The 19,621-nt window shown below is 40.0% G+C and carries 20 protein-coding genes; 1 reads left to right on the top strand and 19 read right to left on the bottom strand.

The window, feature by feature from the left end:
• Positions 1-144: 144 nt before the first annotated feature.
• Positions 145-618 (top strand): Lrp/AsnC family transcriptional regulator, encoded by a 474-nt coding sequence (locus tag NXS00_RS00975; RefSeq protein ID WP_258097236.1) that lies wholly within the window; start codon positions 145-147, stop codon positions 616-618.
• A gap of 2 nt (positions 619-620) precedes the next feature.
• Here NXS00_RS00975 and NXS00_RS00970 read toward each other — a convergent pair whose 3' ends face one another.
• From NXS00_RS00970 to NXS00_RS00880, 19 genes are all read right to left on the bottom strand, one after another.
• Positions 621-1,358 carry a LytR/AlgR family response regulator transcription factor gene (locus NXS00_RS00970; protein WP_258097235.1) on the bottom strand — a complete coding sequence of 246 codons (738 nt, stop codon included), beginning with the start codon at positions 1,356-1,358 and terminating at the stop codon, positions 621-623.
• The gene (locus NXS00_RS00965; RefSeq protein WP_258097234.1) at positions 1,355-3,220 is read right to left on the bottom strand and encodes a histidine kinase; all 1,866 of its coding nucleotides are present in this window, start codon (positions 3,218-3,220) and stop codon (positions 1,355-1,357) included. Before NXS00_RS00965 ends, NXS00_RS00970 begins: the two co-directional genes overlap by 4 nt.
• 76 nt (positions 3,221-3,296) lie before the next feature.
• Complete coding sequence (locus NXS00_RS00960; RefSeq protein WP_258097233.1) at positions 3,297-3,932, bottom strand: MOSC domain-containing protein; 636 nt, start codon at positions 3,930-3,932, stop codon at positions 3,297-3,299.
• A 108-nt stretch (positions 3,933-4,040) separates the two neighbouring features.
• A complete protein-coding gene (locus NXS00_RS00955) occupies positions 4,041-5,558 on the bottom strand; it encodes a S41 family peptidase (protein WP_258097232.1) in 1,518 nt (505 codons plus the stop codon).
• Between the two features lie 77 nt (positions 5,559-5,635).
• Positions 5,636-6,727 (bottom strand): helix-turn-helix transcriptional regulator, encoded by a 1,092-nt coding sequence (locus NXS00_RS00950; protein WP_258097231.1) that lies wholly within the window; start codon positions 6,725-6,727, stop codon positions 5,636-5,638.
• Between the two features lie 85 nt (positions 6,728-6,812).
• A complete protein-coding gene (locus NXS00_RS00945) occupies positions 6,813-7,412 on the bottom strand; it encodes an acyltransferase (protein ID WP_258097230.1) in 600 nt (199 codons plus the stop codon).
• Entirely contained in the window at positions 7,409-8,164 is a 756-nt protein-coding gene (locus NXS00_RS00940; protein ID WP_258097229.1) for an enoyl-CoA hydratase/isomerase family protein, read from the bottom strand. Before NXS00_RS00940 ends, NXS00_RS00945 begins: the two co-directional genes overlap by 4 nt.
• A gap of 63 nt (positions 8,165-8,227) precedes the next feature.
• The gene (locus NXS00_RS00935) at positions 8,228-8,602 is read right to left on the bottom strand and encodes a four helix bundle protein (protein WP_258097228.1); all 375 of its coding nucleotides are present in this window, start codon (positions 8,600-8,602) and stop codon (positions 8,228-8,230) included.
• A 118-nt stretch (positions 8,603-8,720) separates the two neighbouring features.
• A complete protein-coding gene (paaZ, locus tag NXS00_RS00930) occupies positions 8,721-11,216 on the bottom strand; it encodes a phenylacetic acid degradation bifunctional protein PaaZ (protein ID WP_258097227.1) in 2,496 nt (831 codons plus the stop codon).
• A gap of 75 nt (positions 11,217-11,291) precedes the next feature.
• A complete protein-coding gene (gene pcaF / locus NXS00_RS00925; protein ID WP_258097226.1) occupies positions 11,292-12,500 on the bottom strand; it encodes a 3-oxoadipyl-CoA thiolase in 1,209 nt (402 codons plus the stop codon).
• Complete coding sequence (locus NXS00_RS00920; protein WP_258097225.1) at positions 12,497-12,919, bottom strand: PaaI family thioesterase; 423 nt, start codon at positions 12,917-12,919, stop codon at positions 12,497-12,499. The genes pcaF and NXS00_RS00920 overlap by 4 nt, the downstream gene beginning before the upstream one ends.
• On the bottom strand, positions 12,916-14,076 hold the full coding sequence (locus NXS00_RS00915) for a 3-hydroxyacyl-CoA dehydrogenase NAD-binding domain-containing protein (RefSeq protein WP_258097224.1): 1,161 nt from the start codon (positions 14,074-14,076) through the stop codon (positions 12,916-12,918). The genes NXS00_RS00920 and NXS00_RS00915 overlap by 4 nt, the downstream gene beginning before the upstream one ends.
• Positions 14,077-14,218: 142 nt before the next feature.
• On the bottom strand, positions 14,219-14,998 hold the full coding sequence (locus NXS00_RS00910; protein WP_258097223.1) for an enoyl-CoA hydratase-related protein: 780 nt from the start codon (positions 14,996-14,998) through the stop codon (positions 14,219-14,221).
• A gap of 153 nt (positions 14,999-15,151) precedes the next feature.
• Complete coding sequence (gene paaD / locus NXS00_RS00905) at positions 15,152-15,634, bottom strand: 1,2-phenylacetyl-CoA epoxidase subunit PaaD (protein WP_258097222.1); 483 nt, start codon at positions 15,632-15,634, stop codon at positions 15,152-15,154.
• Positions 15,635-15,648: 14 nt separating this feature from the next.
• Positions 15,649-16,404 (bottom strand): 1,2-phenylacetyl-CoA epoxidase subunit PaaC, encoded by a 756-nt coding sequence (gene paaC, locus NXS00_RS00900; RefSeq protein WP_258097221.1) that lies wholly within the window; start codon positions 16,402-16,404, stop codon positions 15,649-15,651.
• Positions 16,405-16,406: 2 nt separating this feature from the next.
• Entirely contained in the window at positions 16,407-16,694 is a 288-nt protein-coding gene (gene paaB, locus NXS00_RS00895; protein WP_258097220.1) for a 1,2-phenylacetyl-CoA epoxidase subunit PaaB, read from the bottom strand.
• 76 nt (positions 16,695-16,770) lie between these two features.
• Complete coding sequence (gene paaA, locus NXS00_RS00890) at positions 16,771-17,718, bottom strand: 1,2-phenylacetyl-CoA epoxidase subunit PaaA (protein WP_308708193.1); 948 nt, start codon at positions 17,716-17,718, stop codon at positions 16,771-16,773.
• Positions 17,719-17,821: 103 nt separating this feature from the next.
• On the bottom strand, positions 17,822-18,889 hold the full coding sequence (gene paaE, locus NXS00_RS00885; RefSeq protein ID WP_258097219.1) for a 1,2-phenylacetyl-CoA epoxidase subunit PaaE: 1,068 nt from the start codon (positions 18,887-18,889) through the stop codon (positions 17,822-17,824).
• 50 nt (positions 18,890-18,939) lie between these two features.
• Complete coding sequence (locus tag NXS00_RS00880) at positions 18,940-19,464, bottom strand: TetR/AcrR family transcriptional regulator (RefSeq protein ID WP_373418650.1); 525 nt, start codon at positions 19,462-19,464, stop codon at positions 18,940-18,942.
• Between the last annotated feature and the right edge of the window lie 157 nt (positions 19,465-19,621).

The raw sequence follows: 19,621 nt of genomic DNA, 5'->3' as shown, positions 1-19,621 counted from the left end.
GAATTATAGTAGTTTTATTCTGATTTAAATATCACTGTTAGAATAATCGAATATTAATATGTGATTAATCGATGAATAAAAGAATAATATTCTACTTCGATTTTTAACTCATAGTTTGGATAGTAACAAAGCTCATTTTTCAGGATGAAAGAAATCAAAAAATTAGACGAGGTAGATATTAAAATTTTACAGTTACTGCGAGAGAATGCACGAATAACGGTAAAGGAAATGTCCACTCAACTTAATCTCTCCACCACTCCTGTTTTTGAACGAATCAAGAAATTGGAACAGGCCGGCATCATAGATCACTATACAGCGGTAATCAATCATGAATTGCTTGGGCAAAAGTTTACAGCATTTGCTCACATTTCATTCAAAGACCATTCGAAAGAACTCATCAATGAGTTTGAAGATCGCATTTTAGCATTACCAGAAGTGTTGGAATGTCACTACGTAACCGGAGCCGCCGATTTCATCATTAAAATCCGCTTGAGAGACATGGAGGAATACAAGGAGTTTGTTACCGATAAGCTATTCGGGATCCCCAATATTGCCAGAATTGAATCCTTCCTATCTCTGGATGTAAAGCGCGGCAGGAATAAGAAGTTGAATATTTAAGTTTATAGTGCTTTCAAAGCATCTAATAAGTCATCTTTCTTATTTCTACTAACTTCTAACTCTTCCTTATTTGACAGGATCAGTTTGCCGTCTCTACCCTTTTTGTACTCTTTAATGTGATGGAGGTTCACCAAATAAGATTTGTGTACTCGTAAAAATTGAATTCCACTTAAGAGCTTCTCATATTCAACCAATGGTTTTGAAGCAATCAATTTTGAATCCACCATGTGAAACTCACAATAATTCCTATCTGCTGATAAATATAGAATATCTTCTATTTCAACCACCTGGATACCATCTTGTGAATTGATTACAATTCTTTTAGGTTTTTCTTCCTTGAGAATGCTTTGAATTAGTGAATAATTATTGTTTTTTTTATGAGTACGAAATCTCTTAACTGCATCCTTAAGTTCAGTAGGATCAATAGGCTTCAGCAAAAAATCAAAAGCAGATAACCTCAATGCATTAATAGCATGTTCCTGATGAGCTGTAGTAAACACTACCTGTACATCGATTCCTTCTAGTCGCTCTAATAATTCCAGACCTGTTCCGCCAGTCATATTAACATCCAAAAAAATCAAGCTTGGTTGGAATTCAACCATCTTTCGATATGCTTCATCTATATTTTCAGCGGTTGCCAAAATTTCGACTTCTGGACAATGCTTCGTGAGCAACAATTCCATAATACGTATGGCGCGATCCTCATCATCTACAACCAAACACCCTATTTTCTCAATCATACTAATTCATTTGAAACTCTCAAAACAACTTTAGTTCCATGACCTAACTCGCTGTTTACTTCCAGCACTGAGTCCAGACCTTGCGTTTTGCCCAATAACTCCAGACGTTCACGAACCAGCCGCATTCCTTTGGAGCTCGACTTAACCATATTTTCAGTATCAAATCCAGGTCCATTGTCTTTGGTCGTAATTTCAATCCAACCATTTCTTTGAACGAATGATAAACTGATTTCACCGTCTCCATGGAGCGTGGATACTCCGTGCCATATGGCATTTTCCAATATTGGTTGAATAGCCATCGAGGGGACGTAGGTTGAGTAGACATCAATTTGTTCATCAACTTTCACATCATAATGAAAACTTCCTTTGACTCTTATTTGCTCCAGTTCCACATACAATTGCAGTGCTTCCAACTCATCATTGAGAGGAACGGTTAGTTCATCTGAATGATCCAGGATTTTACGCATCAGCTTGCCGTATTTGACAAGGTAGCCTTCTGCCACATCATGTTTGTCTTCCAAGATGTATGACTGGATAGAATTTAATGCATTGAATAAGAAGTGAGGGTTGATCTGAGCTTTAAGAGCTTTGAGCTCAGCCAGGCGCTTTTCTGTTGTGGTTTCTTCTAAGCGCTTTTTAGTTCGGTAAGATTTATACTGACTTGTTCCAAAAACACCACCTAATAAGAGTAATAAACTTATTGATCCAACATAAGCATATTGTCTGATTTCCTTAGTTCTTTTCTCTTCTTCAAGATTGGTGTAGAAATCATCGACGATTTTATTGAAATCGTATTTTTGATGAAGTTGAGTATAGGAATTTAATTCTTGATGATACTTAAACTTATATTGACTTGAGAGTTCTAAATTCTTTTTTTCGCTATAAAGTTTAGAAATGAGATTATACACTTCAAAGAAACTTGGATTATTCTTTACACTAGATTTAGTGGTATCCGAAACCATAGCAGCTCTGATTAGCACAGTTTCATATTTGTCAAAATTACCAATATCATAAAGAAAATAAGCATATTGTTTTAATACTGAAATAGTAACTCTGCTCCTAATTGCATAATCTTTTATTTCATTGAATTGAATCATTGCATTTGAGAAATACTTTTCAGCTGAGTCTAATTCATTTTTTTTCCATAATGAAATGGCTAAATTAAGAGAAGAGCCTGCTAGTACTTGAAATTCTTTTTTTTCAATTGTTCGTCGAGCATAATATATGACACTGTCAAAATCAGACATTCCCATATAACATTCTTGAAGTAGATAAAGCAAAATAGCCTCATTTTTATCTTGATTTTTCAATTGCCCATTATTACTCATTAAAAGTTCAATACCATCCTCAAATTCCCCAAGACTGATTTTTAATCCCGCCAAATTATTGATGATCTTGGGTAGTCTATAATTTAAATTATTTTCTTTTGAGATAGTTAATGATTTATGCAAGAACTTTTCTGCTAATTTGAAAGAATTAAAATTTTCAACTATTAAACCAGAGTTCATTTGAACTGATCCCATTACCTTGTAACGATCTTGAAATTTGTATTCTGTACAACACCTTGTAGCACGGAGATAATGTATCAATGCTGAATCATAAACCTGAAATGTTTCTAAAAGATACCCCATGATATAATGACTTTGAGCTATACCGAAACCATCATCCTTTTTGGTTGCCACTTCCAATAATCTCTCCGCGAAATAAAAAGAGGAGTCGGGTTTAGAGTCAAGTAGCGCAATACTTTGATCATACAGCTGTTGAACCTCTGGATGAATTTCATTCTCTTGTTTGCTCGAACAAGAATTAAGTATCAGAAATAATGCAAACAAAGGAAATAAGCCGAGACTGCTAAAATTCATGTAATACAAATGGCTGTTGGAGTATGTCAAAAATAACGTAATTGAAAGTTATCTCCTATAAGCATGGTCATTAGAATTAAGCCCTCAGCTTCCCTTCAAAATATTCCTTCCACTCATCCATTAAATGGGGATCCGTAATCAGCCTTTTGATCAATTCAACTTCTGAGCCATTGGAATTTTTGGCTACCGTAAAATCATGAATGGCCATTCCACCACTTTTGGTAATGGATTTGATGTCATCACCAGCACAGAACTCACCCTCTTCCAGCACTTCAAAGTAGATTCCTGATTTGAGGCTATCATGAAAAAGCTTGATCATCTGATTGTCATCATACTTGACCCCCAGTTTGAAACAAGGAAAACGTGGTTGAGTTACTTTGATCACCACTGAACCGATCTGATAAACATCCCCAATCGAAACTTCTGTCTCCAGCAAACCTGTTGTAGTAAGATTCTCACCAAAAGCTCCATTTTCAAATTCATGCTGTGGAGCTATGGAATTCCAATACTCAAAATGTTCAGCAGGATAAGCATAAACGGCTTTGAACTGACCTCCATGGACTGTCAAGTCTGATTGTGTATCTCCTTCAAGACCTAATTTCTTGACTTTTACCAGGCCATTGACAGCTTCTTTAAAAATACTGGTCTTTACTTCTCTGTTATTGTAAAGTATAATTTTTGGTTGGCCAACCTGGATGGAGAGAACTTTCATGAACTTCTGTTTAGCAATTCAAAACTAAACCTATTTTACAAGTTTCGCCTTTTCACCCTTTAATTCCCTAAGCCGGGCACCCATAAAGGGAAAGGCGATAAATTCAAATTATTTATTGTTGATAAGTTTAAGTAGTTCCTCCATCTGAGCATCACGGCGAGCTAACACATGATCCAGATCGCGCTTCAAAACAATATCTGGTTCTACTCCATTTCCGTCTAATGTAAGTCCATTTCGTTGGAAAGACACCATTCTGGAATACTTGTAAAGGATTTTGGAATTGGGCAACTCAGACCTGTAAGACATTCCGCTGGATCCATCTACTTTCTTGCCGACAATTTGAACATTAGGATGACCTTTAAAAGCTGTAACCAGCACTGTTGCCGCACTAAATGAGCCTTCATTGGCCAGAATATAAACTGGTTGAGTGTATCGATAACTATCCACTGGAAACTCACGAATTGGCAAAACCATCAAATGCGGTGCACTGAAATCAGCGGAATCAAACGCTAGTTTAGGTTCGAAAGATGACATGAATTGATCGATGGCTATTCGTTCCTGATCATTCCAATACGGACTATTCCATTGAAATAAGAAACGCGAATTCAATTGATCCCGATTCATGGCTCTCATGCGATCATTGTACTCATCATTATCCACCGTAGTTTCCCTTGCTAAAGCCACATTGGCTACCCAGGGGTGCTCTGGATCAGAAAAGTAATGCGAGAAAAAGCCAATAAAATGTCTTTGTCCTCCAGGATTGTTGCGCACATCAATGACCAATGCATCTGTATCTCGAAAATCTAACATCTTCTCTTGAAGCAAGTCATAGAAGCCCTTAGACTCGTCTTTTCCCTTCCTCACCATTTCTGGAATGGTAATGATCCCCACATCATCCATACGCTGAAATAATCCTTCTTGATCTCCAAAAAGTGACTCCTTGTCTTTTTCGGTTTTATCTGCCAATTCACTCCAAGCAATGCGTTCTTTAGAAGTATGGATGGTTACAACAGTATCCTTGGCATTATGTAAATCCGTAAAAACACACTTCAATGAATTAGTGAAAGGAATGCCGGCTCGTTGAAGTTTTTTCTCTATAAAGACAAGTTTAATGACCTCTCGATAGAATTTAGCTTCTTTTGGAGCTTTCTGATGCTGGTAATCCGCCTTGTCCATCAGCTCGTCTACCCTCATTCCATTGACCGATTTCAGGACTGGATATTTCGGATAAACCAAATCATACGTTTGATCATTGTTTGGTTTTACAGCTATTACCAGACTATCCTGAAAAGGTGTAGTAGCGAAGGGCAAATAGGATATTTCTGTATTTCTCGGATCATCCGCTACCCGAACATAGGAATGACGATCACCAAAGTAGCCCATCGTTTTAGACAGACTATCCAACAATTCAAGGACTGAGACTTTTTCCTGAGCTCCAAAGTAAGTTTTGAGAGGTTCCAAGTTTGATGCTACTGATACGTCAGCAAGATTACAATAGGACGCTCCAAATTCCAGATCTTCCTGGAAGGCATTGAGATCTTCTAGGGCTTCTTCTCCCGAGATAAATTCAGGTTGAGAACACCCAATAAGTCCCGCAACAATTAAAAGGTAACAGATTTTGTTCATGTTTTGATCTTAACTTTTGATGGCTAAAATCAGCTTTAAAAAGCTCCTAATCGACCATATTTATAATATTGCACCAATTAAGCGACCATTTTATCAGACATATTTTTTAGAAATTGGGTTGGCGACATCCCCTTGTATTTTTTAAAAGCCAGATTGAAACTTGACTTGGAATTGAAACCACATTCCATAGCAATCCCTAATAAGGTCTTATGCTGAAGTTCACCTTTTTCTAATTGTTGAATCAATCTTTCCAATCGCCATTGATTGACAAAGTCATTGAACTTGATGGAGCGGTACTGATTCAGACTTTGCGAAACATTGTGAGGAGATTCGTTGAGGTTTTTTGCCGTTTCTGGCAGGGTCAATTTGGATTGTAAATACAACTGTTGTTGCTCCATGAGATCATCTAGTCTGGACAGTATATCGCTCGCATGTTCCTCACTTAAACTAGAAGATTGGTATGATTTTGCTTTTGAATTCGCAACAAGCTGTTGGCTCAGGTGTCCTTCTCGAATGGCTTTAACAGCAATCAAAATGACCAATACGGTACTAGATAGATGTAACCAATGGTAACTCACGAAATCATAGATCACAAAATCAACGAATGTGATTCCCGAAGTAATTAGGCTGCTGAAGAAGCAAGCTGTAGTAATGAAGGCAAGCCATTGATAAGTTTCCTTTTTAAGATCCTTTCGCTTTTTCTGGATGACATTCCAAGCCAAAATGCAATAGATTAAAAGCGTTCCTCGTGCGATGAGGTAATTGATGTAATAGGCAATGGGTGTAAACTCAGAGAACTCCCATTCTCGTTTAAAGTCGGCTGATTGCAGCAGGTACGGCACTACTAATACCGCTCCTAGAAAGGCAGGCAAGTAAATAAGTGCTTTTCTGACATTTGATACCGCCAAACCTAACGACTCGACGATATAAGAGAAAAACAGTGCTCCGGTGAATCCATGAATCAAAAAACGCAAACGCAGTAAGTGCGGTAAATACTCCTTCATGATTCCTTCCACTCGCAAATAATGTAGGACTTGAAATAGTCCGATACTGAGTAAGAAAAGAGCCAGGTAAACATAAGGCTTTTTCCTGTCCCTTTTGGTCAATAGAAAGAAGACCAGGGAGAAAGCGATAAAACTACCAATGAAGATGACCAGGTGAGCGTACAAAAGTTGAGGTTGCCAATTTGATGATTAGATACTGTCTTATCTACGAAGGTAAATCAAGAAAGTTAACTTGATCAGTTGGCCAAGATCATCCCTTACGCTCACTAATCGGATTGTAGTCTACCTCAATTTTTCGTTGAAGTCTCTCCTCATCTGCTTCTCGAAGCGGCTCAACTTCCTTCAAGGATTTGTAACAATCCATTGGTAATTTCTGATAGATCTTAGTGCCTTCCGTCTTCCAGGCAATCATCTCATCGGAAACTTCTTTGATGATCCTGGCAGGATTGCCAACCACTAAGCTTCTTCGAGGGATTTCTTCTCCTGCTTTGATAAATGCCAGCGCTCCAATGATGCACTCCTCTCCGATTTCCACATTGTCCATGATTACGGCATTCATCCCAATCATGCTATTGCGACCGATATTAGCGCCGTGTACAATCGCCCCATGACCTATATGTGCATACTCATGAAGCGTGACCGTTTTATTAGGAAACATGTGAATGGTACAGTTTTCCTGCACATTGCAGCCATCTTCCAGGATGATTCGACCCCAATCACCTCTAATAGCAGCTCCTGGACCAATGTAGCAATGCTTTCCAATGATCACATCACCCGTAACAACTGCCATTGGATGTACAAAAGACGTTGGATCGACTACCGGAATAAAGCCATTGAATTCGTAAATCATTTGTACTTGGCCAAGGCCGTTTTGGTGAACTCTGACAATACCAATCGACCACTTTGCTCCGCTCGACTTGCTAATAATTCATCCCAGTTTTCACAGCCTTCCCAGAAGATTCTCTTGAGTTCAGCTCGAGCTTCTGGATTGGTATTAGCTAAGTAGTTCGCTAGTTTGTCGATTGCTGCATCCATTGCTTCTGCATCATCAAAAACCTCAGCAAACAAGCCTTTGTCCAAAGCCCAATTTGCTGACTTGAATTCATCTGCATTGATGGTCAACTGGCTCATAGCAGACAATCCTATTTTGCGCTGAACCGCAGGTCCAACCACGAATGGTCCTATGCCTACATTCAACTCACTAAGCTTGACAGAAGCAAACTGTGTAGCAAAACAATAGTCCACAGCGGATACCACTCCTACACCACCTCCAACTGCTTTTCCTTGTACGCGACCAATGATCAATTTTGGACATTTTCGACAAGCATTGATCACGTTGGCAAACCCAGAGAAGAACTTTTTACCTGTCTCAAAGTCATTGATATTGATTAACTCATCGAAGCTGGCTCCTGCACAGAACGTGCGTTCTCCACCACTTCTAAGGATGATCACGTTTACCGAATCATCTTGTCCAGCTGTTGTAATCTTCTTAGCTAGTTCTGCTAGCACAGCACTTGGCAATGAATTATGCTTCGGATGAAAGAACTCTATGGTCGTGATGCCTTTTGGGCCGTTTATTCTATTTACGTAGGGTTGTTGCATTTCTATTTTTGGTTAATGTTAAGAGTGATTAGTTTAAAGACAAAAATTACTAGTCACGAGACATCATTCACCCTTTTTCATTCTTTTCAAATAATTAATATAACCATTGATCATTCTTGTCAGCTCTTCAATCCTTTCTTTGTAACCTATTAAGGTACTTTCATCAATATATTCACAATCTAAAGCACAGGTCATGTGATCTAAGGTTTCAGAAATAGAACCTCGTGCTACTCTACAGAATTGTATGTTTTCTTGGAAATGAAAACGACCATGTCCTTCGGCAATATTTGCACAAACAGATCTGGATGACCTAACAATCTGACTAACTAAATCATACTTTTCTTCTTTGGGAAAAGTCTTCGAAAGCATGAAAACATCTTTTCTTAATTCCCTTCCTCTTTTCCAAATTTCTAAATCGGTAAAACTGCGGTGTTCCATAGTTTTTTAATGACTAGTGGTCCTTGATGAGTGATTAGTATCGAACTTGAAATAAATTAGCAAACAACTTCCTTTTTACCAATCACTTCTCCACTAATAACCAATCCACCAGTCACTACTAAACAATTCCAAATTGTCTAAAATGATGATCAAAGTGTTTTCTATTCAATAGATCCCAAAGATCCTTGTTTAGCATTCCGAAAACCGTATTTGGCGTTTCTGCATCAGGATTTTCTTTGAAATAGGCTTCAAACTGATCATATGCTTCCAGAAGCATCTCCTTAGCCTCGGCCAGGCTTCCATATCTTAAGTCTTCTGTTTCTCCTTTTCTGAGCAATGGATGATCAAACTTCTTCACCATTGGTTCATAAGTATACAAACTCTCCTGAAGACGCTCGATGTATTTCTCGGGCGTTTCAATAGTCGTTGGAATCTCACCTATTGACATGCGATGGAAAAACTCGATGTGCTCCACCATGTGTTGTGGGGTCATGATACCCCACTGTGGCTGCATGTCTTCAGTCAAGAGTGACAGCTTCTCTTCCAGATATGATCTACTTATCTCATCAAATGGGCACTTTTTCTGAACCAACGTAAGAATTGTAGCAAAAGCCACTAACTCATCGTTTGCATCAAAAATCTCCTCATACCATTTCACCACACCTGCTGGAAACTCTCTTCCTCGCGAATCCCGATCAATTTTTTGCTTACAAGTCAATCGAACATAGATCGTGTCGTTGTGGTAAATGGGCTTCAAAAAACGACATTCATCCAAACCGTAGTTAGCCTGAACAGGACCTTTGTTTGGATGAACAAACAATCCAGCTCCGGCCGATAACAAGAAATAGCCATGAGCAGCACGCTTTTCGAAGATCGTTCCTTTCAACGAAGTGATGTCCGTGTGCGCATAGAAATGATCCCAGGTCAGATTGGCAAAATTCTGAATGTCATTATCCGTTACTGTGCGCTTATGGGTTGTCAATGACATACCAGGTTTGATGTCCTCAAAGTAATATTTGAATGGATGCTGAGGTGCTTCCTGTACTTTGGCTCCTGGCTGATATTGCTCGGTAATGGCAGTCAAAGTTGTTGGAGTACCTTGAATAGCACAACGCTGCAAGTAATGCATGACACCACGCTTACCACCCATTTCTTCTCCGCCTCCAGCTCGTCCCGGACCTCCATGAGTCAGCATCGGCATTGGTGAACCGTGACCTGTGCTTTCTTTCGCACTTTCTCTATTCAAAACCAAAATACGACCATGATGAGAAGCTGCGCCAACCACGAACTCCTTGGCAATAGCATCATCGAAAGTTGCAATGGAACTTACCAAAGACCCTTTACCCATCTGAGCTAATTCAACCGCTTCATCGAGAGTCTTGTAAGGCATGATTGTGCTTACAGGTCCAAATGCTTCCGTTTCGTGCGTTAAGGTCTTCTTGAAAGGGTCATTATTAATCATCAGTAAAGGAGAGTAAAACGCACCCTTAGAAGCATCTGCCTCTATCAAATCAAACTGACCTTGAGGATCACCAAAGGCAACTTCACATTCCGATAAGAGCTTGTTAACCTGCTTGTTAACCTCTTCCACTTGCTCTTTACTCACAAGTGCTCCCATTCTGACAGCTTCATTGGTTGGATTACCAATGGTGACTTTGCCAAGTTGCTTTCCTAAGGCAATCTGTACATCTTCAACCAATTTCTCTGGAACAATAATTCGGCGAATAGCCGTACATTTCTGACCACTCTTCACGGTCATTTCCTTACGAACCTCCTTAATGAATAAGTCAAACTCAGCCGTTCCGGGTACAGCATCTTCTCCAAGAACAGAAGCATTCAAACTATCTGCTTCCATATTGAAAGGAATAGAATTTTCAATGATGTTCGGAAAGCCTTTCAACATTCTTCCAGTGCTGGCGGAACCGGTGAAGCTTACCACATCCTGCTCATTAAGTGGATCGAGAATGCCATTACCTGGTCCGTTCACCAATTGAAGTGCTCCTTCTGGCAATATCTTCGAATCAATAATGTCTTTGACCATGGCTGCTGTCAAAAATGAAGTAGGCTCTGCTGATTTGACTATAGCAGGCATGCCGGCTAACCAATTGACGGAGCATTTCTCCAACATACCCCAAATAGGAAAGTTGAAAGCATTGATATGCACAGCCACACCACGCTTTGGAACCATGATGTGGTGACCAATGAATGTTCCTTCTTTGGATAGATTAGCCAATTCACCGTCAACATGCCATGGTGTGTTTGGAAACTGCTTCCGAAGGCTCGCATAAGCGAATAAGGTACCTATTCCCCCATCGATATCAATCCAACTATCTACTTTGGTCGCACCTGTACGATAACTCAGTGGATAGTAGTCATGTCTTCGCTTGTGTAAGAACATGGCCAATTTCTTGAGCATCATACCACGTTCCTGGAAAGTCATCTTTCGAAGATTCTCATTGCCAATGGTTCTGGCGTAATTTGCCATCTCCGCAAAGTCTATTCCTTCACTACCACACAGACTAATGACCTCTCCAGTGACAGCATCGTATTGGGGTATGCCATCTCCCTCAGGAGTCATCCACTTTCCACAAACCAGATTTTCGAGTTTATTCATTTCTTTCGTTGATTAGTTAAATAGTGATTAGTGATTGGTTATTCTCAACATGTTCCAATCTCTAGTCACTGATCACTAGCTTCTTTCTAATATCGCTGCATATCCCTGACCTACACCTACGCACATGGTCACTAAGGCATATTTCTTACCTGTTAAGCTCAACTCCAAGGCTGCTGAATAACAAGTTCTTGCCCCAGTAGCACCAAGAGGATGACCAATAGCTATTGCTCCGCCATTAGGATTGATTCTTGGGTCATCATCAGCCAATCCCCATGCTCGAGTACAAGACAAAACCTGTGCTGCAAAAGCTTCATTGATTTCGATAATATCCATATCATCCATGGTCAATCCAGCTTTCTTCAGAGCCTGATTGGAAGCTTCTACAGGACCAATCCCCATGATTCGTGGCTCTACACCTACCACAGCCGAAGAAACGATTTTAGCTAATGGTTTCAAACCATATTGCTTCACAGCATCACCGGATGCTACTAGTACAGCAGCAGCGCCATCATTCAAACCTGAGGCATTGCCTGCTGTTACTGATCCATTTTCTTTTTTAAAGGCAGGCCGTAATTTGGCTAGAACTTCTAGAGAAGTGTTTGGCTTAACGAATTCATCCTGATCAAAGACAATCGGATCCTTTTTCCGTTGAGGGATTTCTACAGCTACAATTTCTTTTCCTAGTCTACCGGACTCCTGTGCTTTGGAAGCTTTCATTTGTGACCAGTAGGCAAACTGATCTTGGTCTTCTCTACTGATTTGGTACAGATCCACCAGGTTTTCGGCAGTCTGTCCCATACCATCAGTTCCATATAAGTCCACCATTTTTTGATTGACAAAGCGCCATCCAAAACTGCTATCATGCATTTCTGCATCTCTTCCAAACGGTGTAGAGGTCTTCGAAATCACCCATGGGCCACGCGTCATGTGCTCTACACCTCCAGCGATGAATACATCCCCATCTCCCGTTTTAATGGCTCTGTTCGCATGTATAATAGCTGATAATCCAGAAGAACAAAGTCGATTGACGGTTTCTCCTGGAACGGTAAATGGCAATCCTGCTAATAATGAACTCATACGAGCCACATTGCGATTGTCTTCACCTGCTTGATTGGCACAACCCATGATCACATCACTGATTGCCTCAGTAGGAACTTCTGGGTTTCGTTTAACCAATTCCTTAATAACCAAAGCTCCTAAATCATCAGCTCTAACAGGTGATAAGGTGCCTGTAAAGCTTCCAACTGGAGTTCTGATCCCATCAACTATATATGCGTCTTTCATTCTTGATTTAAATGTTCTTTACTTGTCCTGTATACAGTACCTCTGAATACATAGAGCTTCTCAGAGGTATCTTTGTTCGAAACCACCACGTCAAAATCGGCGGTTTTATGAGTTATATTTAAGGAATTAGCCTCAGCAATTAATACATCTCCTTCTTTTGCAGATTTCATGAAGTTCATACTTCCCTGAATGGAAACCGCAACCCGCCCATATGAATTGGAGGCAAAGGCAAAAGCACTGTCGGCGAAGGTATAAGCCATCCCGCCATGCAAGATCCCGAAACCATTGAGCATGTCTTTCTTAACCGTCATCTGGATGATACAATGTCCTTCTTCAATGGAAATAGGTTCTATCCCCAGCCATTGACTACAGTAATCTTGTGCCATCATGGATTCATAGACTGCTCGTGCTTTGCTCATTCTGCATAGAATTTGAGTTGTTCACGAGCCATCTTTCTAAGCAATGGACTGCATCGGTAACGTTCTTCATGGTACTCAAAATAGAGTTCATCCATTCGCTCCACACACGTTTGTATGCCAATATGATCTGCCCATCTCAATAATCCTTTAGGATAGTTCACTCCTTTGGTCATGGCCGTATCAATATCATCTCTAGTCGCAATACGATAGTGAAGTGTGTCTGCTGCTTCATTGATCAACATCACCAGCACACGATCTAACAACTTTTGCCCTTCCACCGGATCAGTTTTAGGTTCTGGTATTTCAGCTCCTTCGCTGTAATCATAATGCCCTCGACCAGATTTTCGACCTAAATAACCAGCTTCTGCCAGCCTTTTTTGAGTAAATGAAGGCCGAAAGCGCGGATCATAAAAGAATGCTTTGTAGACCGTTTCTGTAACCGTGTAATTGACATCATTGCCGATGAAATCCATCAGCTCAAATGGACCCATTTTAAAACCTCCGAGCTCTTTCATTGCCCAATCAATAGTCGCTGGATCTGCCAATCCTTCTTCATACATCCGGATAGATTCTCCGTAAAAAGATCTTGCAACCTTATTGACAATAAAGCCAGGGGTATCTTTTGCAATCACCACATCCTTTTCCCAACTAGTAATAATCTCTTTGACTTTGGTGGTTAAAGTAGTATTAGTCTGAATAGCAGGAATCACTTCAACCAACTTCATCAATGGTGCAGGGTTGAAAAAATGAATCCCTATGAATCTTTCGGGGTTTTTCAGGCAGGCCGCTAAAGAGGTGATAGACAAGGAAGATGTATTACTTGCTATAATGCAATCCTTCGAAACATGCTTCTCAAGACCTTCGAAAACAGTCTTTTTAATTGCAGCATCTTCAATAATTGCTTCAATAATTAAATCACTTGATTTTAAACCACTTAACTCACTGATATATTGAATATTATTCTGAATCGACTGTTTCTTTTCTTGATCGATTTTTCCCTTTTCAATCAATCTTGAAAGTACCTTTTCGAGTTGTTCTTTACTCCTGTCTAGCGCTTTCTGATTGGTATCAAAAACGAGTACTTCACAACCAGCAGTCGCCGCTACTTGAGCGATGCCACTACCCATTGTTCCGCTACCTATTATTCCTACTTTCATATGTTCGATTCATTATGATGTCTCAAATAAACCTACCCGTCATTCTGAATTTATTTCAGAATCTCATAAAGGTAGATTTCATTAAAGATCCTGAATCAAGTTCAGGATGACCACATCAATTTTGAGACATCAAAACCCATAATTATCTTCCTTTAAACGCTGGATTTCGTTTCTCGACGAAAGCAGCCACACCTTCATTGTAATCTTCTGTACTAGCAGCTTTCAACTGAAGATCAGTCTCCAACAACATCTGCTGATCGAATGAATTCTTCAACGACTGATTCAATGCGAGCTTGGTTAATCCCAAACCCTTAGTAGGCATATTGGCCAATTTCTTTGCTATTGCTTGAACTTCATCCTCAAATGTTTCTGCTGAAAAGTATTTGTAAATCATCCCTATTCGTTCCGCTTCTTCTGCAGACACTTTATCTCCTAGCATGGCCAGTGCAGTTGCCTTTGCCATTCCTACTGCTCTTGGTAACGTATATGTTCCGCCTGAGTCAGGAATCAAGCCAATGGCACTGAATGCCTGGATAAAGACCGCATGCTCTACAGCTACAATAATATCACAAGCCAAAGCAAAGTTGGCTCCTGCTCCTGCAGCCACTCCATTCACCTTCGCTACAATTGGTTTTTCAATTCCTCGAAGCAAATGAACAATCGGCTCATAGTGATCTTTCATGAGGGTGTCAAAACCAGGGTCTAACTCAGGAGTAGTTACTTCTTTCAAATCCTGACCTGCACAGAATGCCTTACCCGAACCGGTTAAAACAATGGCTCGTATAGAGTCATCATCTTTGCATTGCTGTAAAGCATCGATGAGTCCATGAGCTAGGGCTGTATTGACACTGTTGTAAGCTTCAGGTCGATTAAGGGTGATGGTAGCAATGTTGTCTTTTACATCAAAAAGTACTGCAGACATTGGGTTGTTGTTAGTTTAGTTGTATTTCGTTTTCAAGTTTTTCATTTTAGATGCTGAAACAAGTTCAGCATGACCATAGATGTTTATTCGTCATTTCTTAAATGTCATCCTGAATTTATTTCAGGATCTGAAACTTGAAAACGTCATTTAATTCTATTTCAAACATTTAAAATAATCGAATGGCTCATCGCATTCATTGCATTGAAACAAGGCTTTGCATGCTGTAGAACCAAATTGACTGATCATTCTCGTATTAGTTGACCCACAATGGGTACACTTCACAAGTCGTTCTCCATCGATTAGAGCTGCTTTGTCGGCAGCTTCTTCCATCGGTGGAGCTATTCCATATTCGGCTAGTTTTTTCCTGCCTCGCTCAGTTATCCAATCTGTAGTCCATGCGGGTGCTAACACCAACTTCACTCTTGATTGATATCCTTCCTCCTTTAATGCCTTTTTGATATCATCGCCAATGGTATCCATTGCAGGACAGCCAGAATATGTTGGAGTAATGGAAACGACAACCAAATCATTCTCCATATCCACTTGTCGCACTACTCCCATATCCATAATCGAAAGAACAGGTATTTCCGGATCCGTAACCGTCCAGAGTGCCTTCATGATGCTTTCGTTCTCCATATGTAGCGTAGAGTTTACCATTGCATGTTTGGATAAGCTCGTTGCATAAATTGAAGGTCGCTCAAAATAAAGCCCATGTGCTCAGAATGTATTCCTTGTTTTCCTCTAACCATTCTTGGTTCTGATTCAGGAATGCTCAATGTCGCTTCAGCAATTACTTCATTAATGGTTGCCAATGAATGATCTTTCACAACACTAAGATCAGCACCTATACCTTGTTCCTTCATCTCCTTTTCAATTGGAGATTCATGATACAATTCATGTAAATAAGGATACAGATGATTCAATGCGGCTTGGGTTCGTTGATGGCTCTCTTCAGTACCATCTCCTAAACGTTTCATCCATTCAGAGGAAAATCTCAAATGATACTTAGCTTCTTTGATAGACTTGGCAGCAATTGCCGCAATCGTTTCATCTTCTGAATGCATCAATTGTTCCAGCAATGGAACATGATAGCTATCGAACAAGAACTGACGTACAATTACATGAGCGAAATCAGTGTTTGGCTGTTCTACAATAATGGAATTACGGTAATCCCTATCAAATCGAAGAAAAGCTATGGAATCCTCTGTTGCCTCATCTCCTTTCAGTTCAGCTGCATATTGAAAATAGCTTCTTACCTGACCAAACAAATCCAATGAGATATTAGTCAGTGCAATATCAGTCTCCAAACTTGGACCATGCCCACAGAGCTCAGACAATCTATGTCCCAGAATCATGGAGTTATCACCAAGCATTAGTAAGTATTCATACAATGACTGATCCTTCATGATTACATGTGTTTTAGTTCTTCCGGCAAATTGTAAAATGTAGGATGTCGATAGACTTTATCCTTAGCCGGCTCAAACAATTCTCCTGATTCTTCAGGATTAGATGCTGTGATGTCACTTGATTTGACCACCCAGATGCTCACACCTTCACTTCTTCTGGTGTAAACGTCTCTAGCATTTTCGATAGCCATTTCTGCATCTGCAGCATGTAGACTACCGAAATGACGGTGTTCTAAACCATTTTTACTTCTTACAAACACCTCCCAAAGAGGCCATTCATTTTTTTTCATGTTGTTTAGTTTATTCACCAACAATCTCTTCGTAGATAAAGTCTTTAGATTCTTCGTTTCTTAGAATGACAAAGACTTATGCACTTAACTTCTGTTTCTTCTGCTCTTTCTTTTCTGCATGAGCTACAGCTGCATCGCGCACCCAGGCTCCTTCGTCCCAGGCTTTTTGCTTAGCAGCAATACGGTCTTTGTTACACTGACCATTTCCATTAACTACTTGCCAGAATTCATCCCAATCAATGTCGCCAAAGTCGTAATGCCCTCTTTCTTCATTCCACTTCAAGTCTGGATCAGGGATCGTAATTCCTAAAATATCGGCCTGGGGCTTGGTGATATCAATGAACTGTTGACGAAGCTCATCATTGGTTTTACGCTTGATTTTCCATTTCATGGACTGCTCAGTGTGTGGAGATTCAGCATCTCTTGGCCCAAACATCATCAAGGACGGCCACCACCATCTATTCAAAGCATCCTGAGCCAAAGCTTTTTGTTCAGGGGTGCCATTACAAAGAGTCAACATGATTTCGTAACCCTGACGCTGATGGAAACTCTCTTCTTTACAAATACGAACCATCGCTCGTGCATAGGGTCCATATGAAGTTCTGGTCAACATCACTTGATTGATGATCGCTGCCCCATCTACTAACCAACCAATAGCTCCTATGTCCGCCCAGGTAAGTGTTGGATAGTTGAATATGGAAGAGTATTTAGCTTTGCCAGACAGTAATTGCTCGGTCATCTCATCTCTGGAAATGCCTAAGGTCTCTGCTGCACTATATAGATACAATCCATGACCAGCTTCGTCCTGCACTTTTGCGAGCAATGCCACCTTTCTTCTCAATGAAGGCGCCCTAGTGATCCAGTTGCCTTCTGGCAACATACCGACGATCTCTGAATGCGCATGCTGAGAAATCTGACGAATATGTGTCTTGCGATATTTCTCAGGCATCCAGTCCTTTGGTTCGATGCTTTCACCAGCAGCTATCTTAGCTTCAAATCGATCTTCTAAACTTTTAATGTCCATATCTTTTAGTGATTTGTCCCGATTGCATCGGTTGTGATTAGTTCATTAGTGATAGTCAAAGAGATATTACTAATCACCAATCCACTAGTCACTCATTTACTAATTATCCTTTTTCATCAAAATCAACCACTACCTTATCTGAGATAGGCAGTGCCTGACAAGTCAATATGTATCCAGCGGCGATTTCATCATCCTCCAGACCATAATTCACTTGCATATCTACCTGTCCTTCAATGAGTTTGGCTTTGCAAGTGCAACAAACTCCTCCTTTGCAGGCAAACGGTAGATCAGCATTATTTTTCAATGCTTCGTCTAATATATTATTTGCTCCTTGTGCTGTTTTGAAGTTGATAGACTTGCCACCTTCCAAAACGGTTACATCAGAAACTTTGCCATCGAATTCCTTAGCCACCACTTTCTTCTTGCCAGCTCCAGCTGTTCCGAATAATTCAAAATGAATTTGTTTCTTCTCTACACCTTTGGACTCCAGGAAATCACGAATCATAAAAATCATTTGTTCTGGACCACAGATAAAGTAATGATCCAGGTCCTCAACATCACAAATCGTTTTGAAGATGACATCAAGCTTATCTTCATTCAGTCGACCATTGAATAGCTCCACATCTCGTTGCTCCTGAGTGAGGAAATGATAGATTTCCAGACGATTCATGAAGCGATTTTTCAATGCTTCCAAATCCTCTTTCAACATGATAGAAGAAACACTCTGATTGATGTAGAAGAGCTTGAAGGTTGTATTTGGCTCTTGTGTCAGATGTGTTTTGATAATCGACAATATTGGAGTAATTCCACTACCTGCAGCAAATGCTACATAGTTTCTTTGGGTGGTATCAGAACAATCAACGAAGAACCGACCATCTGGAGCAGCTACTTCTAACTCATCTCCAACCTTCAGGTGATCGTGCACAAAAGACGAAAACTTACCATCATGGACTTTCTTCACTCCAATTCTCCACTCATTATCAAGTGGACTAGAACAGAGTGAATAGGATCTACGAACTTCTTCGCCGTTGATTAATGCCTTAAGGTTGAGGTATTGTCCTTGTTTATATTGAAACTGGTCATGCAGCTCCGGTGTGACATCAAGGGTCACAATGGTACAGTCCTGAGTGGACCTGTCGAGCTGTCGTACTTTAACGGGGTGAAATAGCATACTAACAGTTATTAGTTCAAAACTAATGATTGTTAGTTACAATTCAAAAATCATATTTTCAACCCACCTAACAATAGCTGTTTTAAATATTCTTCAATATCAACCATGCTTAATTGCGAATGTTTATCATACCAGCTATAAAACCACTTTAAAGTGGTCAATATGCTGAAGAAAGCAATCTCGATATCCATGGCATGAATGAGACCATTTTCCATGGCCCCTTTTAAAATGATTCGAAAATCATTTTCATAGGAGTTTCTAAGCTTTAGGTATTCTCTTAGACCCTCTCCTTCAAGGTGTCTCCACTCCACAGCTATGAGTGCCATCAGATCTGTATGCTCAACAGTAATTCTTAAGTGTAAAGCAATTAGTCGCTCAAGCTTTTGCAACTCGTTCACTTTTGAAGATTTTATCTCTTTCATCCCATCAACAAACAGATTAGCTCCAAAAGACAATAGTTCTACCAAAATATCCTGCTTAGAAGATATGTGATTGTATAGACTCGCCGGTTTTATCCCTAATTCATTAGCAATGTCCTGCATGGATGTTCCAGCGTAACCAGATTTGCGAAACAAACGTGTGCAGGTTAACAGGATTTGGGCTCTCTTACTCGTTGATAATGGGTTATTCATCGATGTGAAGATAAAATGAATTGCTTAAATGTTAAGTTTGCCACTCTTCCAGCCCATTTTATTCCCATCCATTCAAAGTGATGGAACGATTATTGTGAAA

The sequence above is a fragment of the Marinoscillum pacificum genome (assembly GCF_024714495.1).
Taxonomy (GTDB): domain Bacteria; phylum Bacteroidota; class Bacteroidia; order Cytophagales; family Cyclobacteriaceae; genus Marinoscillum; species Marinoscillum pacificum.
The sequence above is the reverse complement of the archived record's forward strand: the minus strand, read 5'-3'. Positions and strand labels throughout refer to the sequence as shown.